Annotated in this window: 11 protein-coding genes and 1 riboswitch; of the genes, 6 read left to right on the top strand and 5 right to left on the bottom strand. The window is 43.9% G+C overall.

Annotation, left to right across the window (positions count from 1 at the left end):
* Positions 1-11: 11 nt before the first annotated feature.
* The 4 genes from elyC (at position 12) to AB0763_RS05845 (ending at position 3,726) form a co-directional block, all read left to right on the top strand.
* Positions 12-815, top strand: a complete 804-nt coding sequence (gene elyC, locus AB0763_RS05860) for an envelope biogenesis factor ElyC (protein ID WP_306101670.1) — start codon at positions 12-14, stop codon at positions 813-815.
* 292 nt (positions 816-1,107) lie between these two features.
* Complete coding sequence (gene purR / locus AB0763_RS05855; protein WP_306101671.1) at positions 1,108-2,112, top strand: HTH-type transcriptional repressor PurR; 1,005 nt, start codon at positions 1,108-1,110, stop codon at positions 2,110-2,112.
* A gap of 160 nt (positions 2,113-2,272) precedes the next feature.
* Positions 2,273-2,372, top strand: a riboswitch (cyclic di-GMP riboswitch).
* A 306-nt stretch (positions 2,373-2,678) separates the two neighbouring features.
* Positions 2,679-3,266, top strand: a complete 588-nt coding sequence (locus AB0763_RS05850) for a TfoX/Sxy family DNA transformation protein (protein WP_306101672.1) — start codon at positions 2,679-2,681, stop codon at positions 3,264-3,266.
* Positions 3,267-3,414: 148 nt separating this feature from the next.
* Positions 3,415-3,726: a DUF2007 domain-containing protein gene (locus tag AB0763_RS05845; protein WP_306101673.1), complete on the top strand. Its 312-nt coding sequence runs from the start codon at positions 3,415-3,417 to the stop codon at positions 3,724-3,726.
* Between the two features lie 34 nt (positions 3,727-3,760).
* On the opposite strand, the gene glgA is transcribed toward AB0763_RS05845, so the two are convergent.
* From glgA to AB0763_RS05820, 5 genes are all read right to left on the bottom strand, one after another.
* Complete coding sequence (glgA, locus tag AB0763_RS05840; protein ID WP_306101674.1) at positions 3,761-5,209, bottom strand: glycogen synthase GlgA; 1,449 nt, start codon at positions 5,207-5,209, stop codon at positions 3,761-3,763.
* Entirely contained in the window at positions 5,199-6,416 is a 1,218-nt protein-coding gene (glgC, locus tag AB0763_RS05835; RefSeq protein WP_306101675.1) for a glucose-1-phosphate adenylyltransferase, read from the bottom strand. Before glgC ends, glgA begins: the two co-directional genes overlap by 11 nt.
* A gap of 200 nt (positions 6,417-6,616) precedes the next feature.
* Complete coding sequence (gene topA, locus AB0763_RS05830; protein WP_306101676.1) at positions 6,617-9,235, bottom strand: type I DNA topoisomerase; 2,619 nt, start codon at positions 9,233-9,235, stop codon at positions 6,617-6,619.
* Positions 9,236-9,558: 323 nt separating this feature from the next.
* Complete coding sequence (gene aroA, locus AB0763_RS05825) at positions 9,559-10,839, bottom strand: 3-phosphoshikimate 1-carboxyvinyltransferase (protein WP_306101677.1); 1,281 nt, start codon at positions 10,837-10,839, stop codon at positions 9,559-9,561.
* Between the two features lie 248 nt (positions 10,840-11,087).
* Positions 11,088-11,546, bottom strand: a complete 459-nt coding sequence (locus AB0763_RS05820) for a glycine zipper 2TM domain-containing protein (protein ID WP_306101678.1) — start codon at positions 11,544-11,546, stop codon at positions 11,088-11,090.
* A 50-nt stretch (positions 11,547-11,596) separates the two neighbouring features.
* Here AB0763_RS05820 and aat point away from each other — a divergent pair, with 50 nt between their 5' ends.
* Together aat and AB0763_RS05810 are read left to right on the top strand one after the other, a co-directional pair.
* Complete coding sequence (aat, locus tag AB0763_RS05815) at positions 11,597-12,304, top strand: leucyl/phenylalanyl-tRNA--protein transferase (RefSeq protein WP_306101679.1); 708 nt, start codon at positions 11,597-11,599, stop codon at positions 12,302-12,304.
* A gap of 4 nt (positions 12,305-12,308) precedes the next feature.
* Positions 12,309-13,004, top strand: a complete 696-nt coding sequence (locus AB0763_RS05810; protein ID WP_306101680.1) for an arginyltransferase — start codon at positions 12,309-12,311, stop codon at positions 13,002-13,004.
* Positions 13,005-13,006 lie beyond the last annotated feature (2 nt).

The following is a 13,006-nucleotide window of genomic DNA, read 5'->3' as shown; positions in this document are numbered from 1 at the left end:
ACTATTTGTTTATGTTTGAGCTAAAAAAAGTCATTTCAGCCCTTATCATGCCAATGCCAGGCTTACTCTTGCTCGGATTTTTCGGCCTGCTGCTGATCATGTTTACTCGCCGTCAAAAGGCGGGCTGTATTGTGCTGTTATTTTCACTGAGCTTTTTATTTCTGGCTTCGTTTCAACCGGTTTCGAGTCGGCTTATCATGCCACTTGAGCGTCAATACCCAGCGTTTTTACCGGTCACCGGTAATGTCGACTACGTTATGGTCCTTGGCAACAGCCATATCACTGATGATCGTTTACCACCGACATCTCAATTGAGTCGAACCGCACTGATGCGCTTGACAGAGGGCATCCGTATTTGGCGTATGTATCCTGGCTCTAAAATGATTTTGTCCGGCTATGCGGGTGGCACCAGTATTAGTCACGCGCGCATGATGGCCAAAGTCGCTCTCGCCCTCGGCGTAAATAAAAGCGACATCATATTATTAGAAACGGCCAAAGACACATGGGAAGAAGCTCGACAAGCCGCGGCATTTGTGGGTACTCAGCGATTAGTCCTTGTCACATCAGCGAGTCATATGCCTCGTGCAATGAAAGAGTTCACTAATGCCGGTTTAACTCCGCTACCCGCACCAACAAACTATTTAGCCAATCGCCAGACACAACAATTTTGGACTCGATATTTACCCAGTAGCCGTTACTTAGAACAAACCGAGTTGTTTTGGCATGAACAGCTTGGCTTGTGGTGGATTCAGTTGCGTCAATTTTTATTGCCTCACAACCAAGAAACCATCGAAGCCAGCCAAACTGAGCTATAATACCATTCTATGAACAAGGTGCTTTTTAATCAGCACTGACTAGACAAAGCGGTAAAATTTAATCATAATTTGCCGCTTTTCAACTGACGTTTTACTTTCTTTATCTGTCTCGATGACTCTCAATACACTGTGACTTGCTTTGACCGATTATCGACAAAACCAATTATCGATAAAAAACAAAGCAAACGATTGCTATGAAACAAAATAAGTATTGAAAGGCAGTATTTGACATACCTACGCGTACTGTAAACGCCAGTTTTGCGTCTCTAACACATAATAATTAGGATACCCTATGGCCACCATTAAAGACGTTGCCCGCTTAGCCGGAGTTTCAACCACCACGGTTTCCCACGTGATTAATAAAACACGTTTTGTTGCTGAAGGAACGCAAGAAAAGGTCATGAAGGCCGTTGATGAGTTAAATTATGCGCCAAGTGCAGTCGCTCGCAGCTTGAAATGCAACACAACTCGTACCATCGGTATGTTGGTCACTCAATCTACCAACCTGTTCTTTTCTGAAGTCATCGATGGTGTGGAAAGTTATTGTTACCGTCAAGGTTATACCTTAATTTTGTGTAACACCGGTGGCATTTACGAAAAACAACGCGATTATATCCGTATGCTAGCAGAGAAACGCGTTGATGGTATTTTAGTCATGTGTTCTGATTTAACCGATGAATTGAACGACATGTTAGATCGCCACAAAGACATACCTAAAGTGATCATGGACTGGGGACCGGAAAACCCACAGGTTGACAAAATTATCGACAACTCGGAAGAAGGCGGCTACCTTGCCACTAAATACCTCATTGATAATGGGCATACTCAAATTGCCTGTTTAAGTGGTCACTTTGAAAAACTGGCTTGTAAAGAGCGCATTGTAGGTTTTAGGCGTGCCATGGCGCAAGCAAACCTCACTGTCAATGAAAACTGGATTTTAGAAGGCAATTTTGAATGTGATACCGCGGTGCTAGCGGCCGACAAAATTATTGCCATGAAGGAAAAGCCAACGGCGGTATTCTGTTTTAATGACACTATGGCACTTGGGCTTATAAGCCGTTTACAACAAAATGGTCTTAAAGTACCGGAAGATATCTCCGTTATCGGTTATGACAACATCGAATTAGCAGAATACTTTTCACCACCACTGACAACCGTTCACCAACCCAAACGCCGTGTCGGTAAAAATGCGTTTGAAATTCTGATGGCCAGAATTAAAAACAAACAAAACGAGCGTCGCGTATTTGAGATGCACCCAGAGATCGTGACGCGTCAATCGGTAAAAAAAATCAATTAACGTCTTATCCTCTGATTTTAACCATATGAAATCAGAGGATATTCATAAAAAACCTTATCCATAACTCGCTTTTTCGCCAACGCATTCTATACTTGAACTAGTATCACATTTTGTGGCACGAACTAAACCTTCTCGTTGAGAATTTCGTATTCTTAGTGTGTCACGAAAAAGGCAAACCATTTGAAAGAATGGGACGCAAAGCTTCCGGCCTTAAGCACCTTTACTCTTTAGTTTAGGTGACAGGTAGCGGGGTTACCGAAGTTAAGTAACAAGAAAAATCTTTACGTTTCAATGACATCTTTCTTCTACTTACATGCGATAATCTCACGCCTGCAAAAGCCATATTGGAATGGTGACTAACTGTCTCTGCCTTGATATCTCATTAAGTCTTCTATTGTGCGACGGAGAGTCAATGACAATAAATGGTATTGAGTTTGTCAATTATATACTTTTTATCATCTTTCTTGTTGCACCTGTTACCGATGGCTTGAGGTTCAATCGCAGATTCTATTGCTACCTTTGGGTATAGAGTGGCATTAATTTTTATACACCGAGAATAGAGAATCATGGATAAACCGATACTCAAAGACTCAATGAAACTATTTGAGCCACTTGGAAACATAAAATCAAGGTCCATGTTTGGTGGATTTGGTATTTTTTCTGGCGACATCATGTTTGCTCTCGTGGTAAAAGACGAGTTACACATACGCGCTGATAAACAAAAAGCCAAATTATTCACCAAACAAGGAATGTCTCCTTATGTTTATCACAAACGCGGCTTTCCTGTTGTAACAAAGTACTTTGCTGTCAAAAATGAACAATGGCAATCAACTGACACTATCTTTGAGTTAGCACAAGAAGCCCTCACACAAGCTCGCGCAGACAAAGTGCATCAACAGCGCGAACATGTAGATCGTTTAAAAGATTTACCTAACTTGCGTCTTGGCACCGAGAGAATGTTGAAAAGAGCGGGAATCGAGTCCGTCGAAGCGTTAAAACAACGCGGTTCACTTGAAGCCTTCAAAGCTATCCGCGCTTTCAACGAAGAGGTCACTGTTGAACTTTTATGGGCCTTAGAAGGCGCGATAGAAGGTAAGCATTGGAGCGTCATCCCTCAATCAAGACGTGAAGAGCTACTGGCTCATTTAAATTAAATCCAAAGCACTCTAATTCAGTATTAGAGTGCTCTTTTTACTGCAAATACGTTTTTTATTTCTTCCTGCCAACACGACTGGGTTAACATTCATACCACACTGTGCTACTTATTAATTATGTGTACCAGTAAACAAAAAGAGCATTGAGATGAAATTAATCAGTTTAGCTAACCCAATTGAAATAGAAATACTTTGTCACTACTTGCAATCTCACTCTATTGACTGCCAAGTCTTTTTACGACACACGCAATCCGTTGTTGGAGAGATCCCTCTTGATGACGAAAATGGCCCTATGATTTGGCTTAATAATCCTGCTCAACAAAAAAAAGCCAAGCATCACATCGACACTTGGCTTGAAGAACAAACCCAATCTCAGCCTTCATGGCACTGTGCAAAATGTCACGAAATTAACGAAGGTCAGTTTGAAATCTGTTGGCAATGTCAAACGCCTATGCCCTAAGTAAAACTGATGCTAGAGTTGTGGCACCTAATACCTATTTTAAGCACGACTCATACATAGCTAAATAAGACAAAGCGGACGTCTCCCAGTCAAAACGCGTATTCATCGCCCTTATCTGCATTTCGACAAAGACCTTAGGCAACTGCTCATAGACTAATAACGCAGAAAGTAGTGTGAGTAACAAGGCCTCTCCGGTCGGCTCGTGAAACACAAAACCGGTTGCTGAGTTTGGCGCATCAAAGTAATCAACGACGGTATCTTTTAACCCGCCAACCGCTCGAACGATGGGCAGAGTGCCATAAGCTAAACTGTAAATTTGATTCAAACCGCAAGGTTCAAATTCTGAAGGCATCAAAAAGAAATCCGATCCAGCTTCTACCCAGTGCGCCAATTCATTATCATACGCTTCTACAAAGCGAAAATTATGTGGATACAAACGTTCAATGTCATGTAATTGCTGGGCAAGTTGTACCTCGCCGGTTCCCACAATCACAACTTGTACCTGATGTTGTAAGAACTTTTCAAGAATCGGTATTAAATATTGAATGCCTTTTTGATGAGTCAAGCGGCATACCATACCGAACATGGCGACCTTTTGCTCTGGTAAAGATAATCGTTGTTGTAACGCACGCTTATTTCTGGCTTTGCCCGTTTGTAAACTTTGTTTTTTCTCCGAGTAATTCGCCACCAACCAAGGATCTTGTTGTGGGGACCAAGCCTGGTAATCGCAACCGTTTAAAATACCACTTAAATCTGCCTCTCTGGCGCCAAACACGCCGCCAAAGCCATGGCTGCCCAAGTCGGTTAATAGCTCTTTGGCATAGGTAGGACTCACAGCATTGATTTTATCCGCGCACAAGACACCGGCTTTTAACATTGATGCGTGTTGACCTGTCACCAATAAATCGGGGTGTTGACTCAATTCACCCAGAATACTCAACTCATCAGGGTGAAAACTGCCTTTAAACACCGCATTATGAATAGTGAAGACCACTTTCGTGTTTAAAAAAGCCGGGTGTTGAGCGTAACGGTGCTTAAAAATAAAGGGGACTAAACCGGTATGCCAATCATTAACGTGAATAATATCGATTTTTTCATCCAATTTAGACAGCATATCTAGAGCTGCCATGCTAAAGAATGCAAAGCGCTCCCCATTGTCATGATAAGCGCAGTTATTTTCAGCGTAGAGTGCAGAGCGTCGAAAATACTCTGGGCAATCAATGGCATAAACTGTCAAATCACCACAGCGAAGCTGTAATATCCGATAAGCCTGACCGGTCTGTTCTAGCTCAGTAGCAAGTACCACGTCAGCGTGTTCAATACCCTCTATAACTTGATAAGCCGGGATAACGACCTTTATATTGTGGTTTAAATCTTGTAATGCTTGTGGAAGGGCTCGCGCAACATCGGCAAGCCCACCACTTTTTACCAACCCCTCGACTTCCGAGGCCATATAACATATTGATAACGAGTTAGAATCCAACTCTCGCTCCTTTAGGGATCACTACAATGCCCTCCTCTGAGACATGAAACCTTTGCTTGTCGTGCTCCAAATTTACCCCAATTTCACAACCTGGGGCAATTTCGACATCTTTATCGGCGATCACTCGGTTAAGGATACTGCCTTTGCCCACTTTAATATCACCTAATAAGATTGACTCGCGAATATTACAATGAGAGCCAATGTTACTACGAAAACCCAACACAGATTTCTCGATATGAGAACCGCGAACATAACTGCCGTTACACACCAAACTATCAATGATTTTTACTTTTAGGTTATTATCATCAACAAAGGTGGCAGGGGGTAACGGGGGATGATAAGTATGCAATGGCCAGTTACGATTGTACAAAGAAAACAACGCATCTTTACCCAACAAATCCATATGAGCTTGCCAATAACTGTCGATCGTACCAACATCGCGCCAGTACACCCCACCGTTTTCCCCCTCAATATCATTTTTGCCAAAGTCATAGACAAAGACTTCTCCCGTCGGGTAAAGACGTGGAATGATATCTTTGCCAAAATCGTGACTAGAATGCTCAAAGTCCGCATCTTCGGTTAATTCGCGAAATAACGTGTCCGCCTCAAACACATAGTTCCCCATCGAAACCAAAGCAAAACCAGGATCACCTGGGATCTCTTTCGGTTTAGCCGGCTTTTCTGCAAAGCCAATCATCCGCCCTTCGGTATCGACTTCAATTACCCCAAATTGCGAAGCGCACTCAACGGGCATACGCAATGCCGAAACGGTTAATTTGGCTTTTTTGGCATGATGAAAATCCAAGAATTGGCTAATATCCATTTTGTAAATATGGTCGGAGCCAAAAATGAGGACATCGTCAGGGTCTGCGAGCTTCATAAAGCCCATATTTTGATAGATGGCATCGGCCGTCCCCTCGTACCAGCGCTTCCCAGTGCGCATTTGCGCTGGTATTGGGTCAATGAATCGATTGGTGATACCGCTGATGTGCCAACCTTGCTTTAAATGTGAATAAAGAGACTGAGATTTAAATTGCGTTAACACATAAATTTTGACGATATCAGCATTGATAAAGTTATTCAGTGCAAAATCGATCAGTCGATAACTTCCACCAAATGGGACCGCAGGTTTACTGCGATTTGCAGTGAGAGGCTGAAGACGAGAGCCTTCCCCTCCAGCTAAGATCATTCCTAATACGCCAGCCATAGACGTTCCCTCTCTAATAGGTTGTTTCAGTTGAGTTTGTTGTCGGAGTCGGTTTACTATTGTTGTTATTCTACTCCTTTCACACTATTACATATTGAGCCCATTCCGTGGAGTAGCAATGATAAATTCTTAGCCCAAGCGCACAAAAAAAAGCAGCGCTATGTAAGCGCTGCTAAAAATTCCCATTGATGAGTAAATTATTATTTCTTACGTTTATCAATAACTTGCCATTTCCCGTCTTCAAACAAAGCCGACCAACCCGTTGGCTTGCCACCCTCTTCTGAACGAACGTAGTTCTCTTTAGTCTTACGGCTAAAGCGAACCACAGTTGGCTTACCGTCGGGGTCTTGTTGAGGCGCTTCGGTCAAATAATGGAACTTAGGTGAAATTCGCTCTTTGAACCGAACCAATTCAGAGACCAACGGCGCACGAGTTTCTCTTGATTTCGGGAACGTGCTGGCTGCTAAAAAGAGGCCTGATGCACCATCTCGCAACACAAAATAGGCATCCGATTTTTCACACTCGAGTTCTGGTAGGTGAACGGGGTCTTCTTTTGGTGGCGCAATTTCACCATTGCGAAGGATTTTACGAGTATTCTTACACTCTTCATTGCTGCATCCCATGTACTTACCAAACCGGCCGTTTTTGAGCACCATGTCCGAGCCACATTTATCACACTCGACAACGGGTCCATCGTAACCCTTAACTTTAAACTCGCCATACTCGACAACATGACCTTCACAGTTGGGGTTATTACCACAAACATGTAGTTTTCTTTTGTCATCAATAAGATACGCGTCCATCGCCGTTTCACAAATCGGACAGCGTTTTTTTGCTCGTAATGCCGCCGTTTCAACATCTTCTTCGAGCACATTAATAATGCCCTCTTCATCGCCGAGGTTAATCGTCGTTTTACAGCGCTCTTTAGGAGGCAGTGCGTACCCAGCACAACCTAAGAAAACCCCTGTTGACGCAGTTCGAATACCCATTTGGCGGGAACAGGTTGGACACTCAATATCCGTCATCACAATGTGATTTAACGACATCCCACCTTCAGATTCGTCTTTATCGGCTTGCTCTAAGTCTTGGGTAAAATCACTAAAGAAGTCATTGAGCACTTTTTTCCAAACCACGTCTCCTTCAGCAATTTGGTCTAACTTTTGCTCCATACGCGCCGTAAAGTCATAGTTCATGAGATCGCTAAAGCTTTTGTCTAAGCGGTCCGTCACAATCTCGCCCATCTTTTCAGCATAAAAACGACGCTGGTCAACTTTAACGTAGCCGCGATCTTGTATGGTCGAAATGATGGACGCGTAAGTCGAAGGACGACCAATGCCTTTTTTCTCAAGCTCTTTAACTAAAGCCGCTTCAGTAAAACGAGCTGGGGGTTTGGTGAAGTGCTGTTTGGGCTCCAAATTTTCTAAGGTCAGAAGCTCACCGACTTTCACTTCAGGTAGAATTTCATCTTCATTTTTACCCAGTGGGCGCTGCACGCGAGTCCAACCATCAAATTTTAGAATTCTGCCTTTGGCTTTTAACGTATATTCATCGGCTTTAACGCTGATGGTGGTAGAGTCGTAACGCGCGGGTGTCATTTGACAAGCAACAAACTGATTCCAGATCAATTGATATAATTTCACTGCATCGGCGTCTACACCCTTTAAATCAGCGGCAGCCACTTCCACACTTGAAGGGCGAATCGCTTCATGCGCCTCTTGTGCGTTCTCTTTACTGCCATAAACCAATGGCGACTCAGGTAAATACGCTTTACCGAATTCATTATCGATGTAATTTCGCAGCGACTCGACAGCCTCTTTACTCAAGTTGGTCGAATCCGTACGCATATAAGTAATATAACCCGCTTCGTACAACCTTTGCGCTAACATCATGGTCTTTTTAACCCCGAAACTCAAACGCGTACTCGCGGCTTGTTGCAAGGTTGAGGTAATAAAAGGCGCAGATGGTTTACTTTGCGTGGGTCTGTCTTCGCGCTTACACACCTCAAAGTCAGATTTTTCTAATACCGCTAATGAGGCTTTGGTTTGTTCTTCGCTTGTCGGCTTAAACGCTTTGCCCTCTTTTTGGGCAACAAGTAAACGAAATGGCGCTTGGTTTTTCGTTTTTGTATTAGCGTGAATATCCCAATACTCTTCTGGAATAAACGCATTAATTTCACGCTCACGCTCGACGAGCAATTTGACGGCTACCGATTGTACTCGCCCAGCGGACAAACCACGGGCGACTTTTTTCCAAAGTAATGGTGACACCATAAAGCCAACAACGCGATCCATAAACCGGCGAGCTTGTTGAGCATTGACACCATCCATATTGAGTTCACCAGGCTTCTCAAAGGCCTGCTGAATCGCGTTTTTCGTGATCTCGTTAAATACCACACGCTTGTAACGGTCCTCATCACCACCAATGATCTCGCGCAAGTGCCATGCAATGGCTTCCCCTTCGCGGTCCAAATCGGTTGCGAGGTAAACGCAATCAGCATCTTTGGCTAATTTCTTTAGCTCATTGACCACCTTTTCTTTGCCCGGCAAGATTTGGTAATTGGCTTCCCAGTCATGATATGGGTCAATACCCATTTTTTTTACTAGGGCTTTGCGATCTTTTTCTTTTTTGACGCGAGCTTTTTCTTCTGCACTCATGCCCTTGGTAGAAATAGGTGCCGCTTTTTGCCCTGTACTTTGACCCGATGTTGGAAGATCACGAACATGGCCGACGCTCGACTTAACGACAAAATCCTTACCCAGGTATTTATTGATCGTTTTCGCCTTGGCAGGAGACTCCACTATAACAAGCGATTTACCCATAATTGACTTAACGTCCTTTACTTAGTGTGAGAGATGAACAAACTATCTCTCCGTTAATTTATAGTTATGCTGCTTTTACTATTGTGCGAGAAACAAAGAAGATCAACCGCTTTTTTACATTTTGTGTTGTAATTGCTCGACAATTCATCGCTAAAATCTAACACTTACCTCAATAGCCTGCAAATTTTACCACCGAGAGGGATTTTATAAGCCGTTATCGTCGTGGTTCTCTCTGCTTTTTTATTCGCTTTGTTACGCCAAGAGAAAAAAGTATGCCCTCTATATTAAGAGGGCATCGGGAGATTAATAAAGTCATTGAGTCATTACTGACTTAATTGCGATAACTTGTCGAAGTAATCTGGGAAGGTTTTTGAAGTGCACCCTGGATCGTTAATCGTCACAGGTGTATCGCTAAGAGCCACCAGCGAAAAACACATGGCGATGCGGTGATCATCATAGGTATCGATCTCGGCATGCTTAAGCTGTTCGACTGGGCGCACAATCAAATAGTCTTCGCCCTCTTCGACCTCAGCCCCGACTTTGCGAAGCTCTGTGGCCATTGCACTCAAGCGGTCCGTTTCTTTAACGCGCCAATTATAAACATTGCGAATCGCGGTTTCACCCTCGGCAAAAAGCGCGGTCGTTGCGATGGTCATCGCGGCATCAGGAATGTGGTTGTAATCCATATCAATCCCTTTCAACTTACCAGCGCGTGAAATGATATAATCGTCGCCCCATTCGATATCCGCGCCCATTTTTTCCAGCGCGTGAGCAAACTGGATGTCACCTTGAATCGAATGCTTACCAATCCCCGTCACCTTCACTTCGCCGCCTTTGATCGCGGCAGCGGCTAGAAAATAAGAGGCTGAAGAGGCATCACCTTCTACCAAAAAATCACCCGGAGATTGATACTGCTGACCCGCGCGAATAGTAAATTGTTGGTAGTTGTGATTTTCTACCTCAACACCAAATTGTTTCATGATATGTAAAGTGATGTCGATGTAGGGCTTAGAGACCAATTCACCCTCGATTTGGATCTCAATATCCCCTTGAGCTAATGGGGCTGACATCAAAAAGGCAGTCAAAAATTGACTCGAAATAGAGCCATCAATGTTCACTTTACCCGACTTTAAACCCGTCCCTGTAATTTTAAGCGGTGGGTAGTCTTTATTTTCTAAGTACTCAACCTGAGCGCCAGCTTGTGTTAGCGCATTAACAAGATGACCAATCGGACGCTCTTTCATTCGTGGCTCGCCGGTCAATACGTAATCACCCTGCCCCAAACAAAGCGCTGCAGCCAGTGGACGCATTGCCGTACCTGCATTGCCCAGAAAGAGTTCAACACACCCTTCAACAGAAAAGGCTTTACCAAGGCCGTGAACGCGGCATTCCGTTTTGTCTGCCGACAATTCGTAATTTACGCCAAGCGTTGTCAGGGCATTTAGCATATGTCGAATGTCATCACTGTCTAACAAATTCGTTAAACGAGTGGTTCCTGTCGACAACGCAGCAAGTAACAAGGCGCGATTTGACACACTTTTAGAGCCGGGTAAATTCACTTGACCTTGAATTTTATTGATGGGTTGTAATGTTAAGCTTTCCATTAATTTTGTCTGTTCCTTGCCAATTTTTTTACAGGTGAGAAATTGGCTTTATCATTTTTCGTCGTGCCAGACTAACGAAAAATTTAATGAAACACTAGCGTAGAATCCATACAAAATTAACCAAAATAAAAATCTCGCCTTGTGAACACAAAACGAGACAAAAAACCGAGCAAAAAATCGTCAATCAGGGTGGTTTTCGGAATTGATTTAAACAAATATATTCGCCTATAGTATCAAGGTAATAACCCTCAGTATTCTTTGTCGACACGTACCCCATCGTCAAAGTACAAAAGGCGCACGGCATCCCCTTTGTGAAAACGCATACTGTCATCCACATCTTGTATTACATCAACCAGTTGACCATCTTCTTTGCGAATTAAGATTTCCACGAGCGGGTATTCAATACGCGTGATCTGTGGGGGCGTTGGCCTTGCTACCGCCGCACCTGCGGCAATGCCGATCCCCGTCGCTAATAGTCGCCCACGCCCTCGCCCAAATTGATGGCCAATAATTCCGCCAACCGTCGCTCCGAGTAAGGTATTCCAGCCTTGGTCTTTAGAGCGTATAATTTGTTGTTGAGTGACATAACGCACCGTATCCACTTGCCCAAACACGACTTGGTTGACCGGCCGAGCAACATTACGTTGATAACCAGCATTGGCGATCATAGGCAAAGACAGTAAGATAATCATTAATGTTTTTTTCATAGTTACCTCTTGGATAATGACACTACCCACTAAACGTGTAAGCAATCGCCATGGCAAAATTTTTAACTGAACTTTCGCGACAACATTATGATTTCCCGAATCCAGAACTGGCTTGGCAAGAGCCTGATGGTTTATTGGCATTCGGTGGTGATCTTTCGCCAAAGCGCCTGATAACAGCCTACCAACAGGGCATTTTTCCTTGGTTTTCTGCTCAAGACCCATTTTTGTGGTGGTCTCCGTCTGTACGCGCTTATTTTGATCCTAAGACCTTTACACCAGCAAAAAGTTTAAAGAAGTTTCAGCGCAAACATCAATATCAAGTCACCTTTAACCTAGATACTGAGCACGTTATTCGCCAGTGTGCCAATACGCGCAGCGCAGAAGAAACCTGGATCACCACAGAAATGCAAGAAGCCTATGTCGCTCTTGCTCAACGTGGCCATTGCCAATCTGTCGAAGTGTGGCAAGATCAACAACTGATTGGCGGCTTTTACGGTTTAACCATTGGTCAAGTCTTTTGTGGCGAGTCTATGTTTAGTATAGCCGATAACGCATCAAAAATTGCCTTGTGGTATTTTTGCCACCATTTCGCGCACCACAACGGCAAAATGATTGATTGTCAGATGATGAATCCCCATCTCGAATCGCTGGGCGCACAACCTCTTTCACGGTCGCGCTATTTAGCGCTGTTACTCAGGTTAAAAGATCAACCGATGACGGCTTCTTATCTCACCCCACAAACACTTCAAGGGGAGTAGAACGATGAATGAGCCACAACCGTTACAAATTGGCCTGACCCAACAACACACATGCAGTTACCTCAGCGATCGACAAGAGCGTGTCGCCGTGGCCATGAGCCCAGAATTTCACAATGAATCTGGGTATCAAGTATTGCTCGCCAATGGATTTCGACGCAGTGGTGATACCATCTATACACCACACTGCGATGCCTGCTCAGCTTGCCAATCTATCCGAATTCCCATTGCAGATTTTCAACCTAGCCGCAGCCAAAAAAGGCTGTTGAACCAATCCCACCAGATCACTATGGTCATGAAAACAAAACTGGACGACGGTTGGTTTGAACTCTACTCACGCTATATCGAAGCTCGTCATCGCGGCGGGACGATGTACCCGCCCAACCGAGAAACATTTCAGACCTTTGCCAATTGCCAGTGGATGCAAACCCACTACTTACACCTTTACCAGAAAAATCAGTTAATCGCCGTGGCAGTAACCGATGTGACTCCGACAGCAGCCAGTGCTTTTTACACTTTTTTTGACCCTGACTCCGTGCTATCGCTGGGTACGTTAGCGGTGTTACAACAGGTAAAATGGTGCCAACAAATGAATAAAGATTGGCTGTATCTTGGTTATCAAATCGACGAATGTCCAGCAATGAGCTACAAAGTGCGCTTTCATCGTCATCAAAGGCTAGTAAATCAGCGTTGGCAAGGGTAAAA

This window comes from Vibrio sp. HB236076, assembly GCF_040957575.1.
GTDB lineage: Bacteria > Pseudomonadota > Gammaproteobacteria > Enterobacterales > Vibrionaceae > Vibrio.
This window is presented reverse-complemented; position numbering and strand designations above follow the sequence as displayed.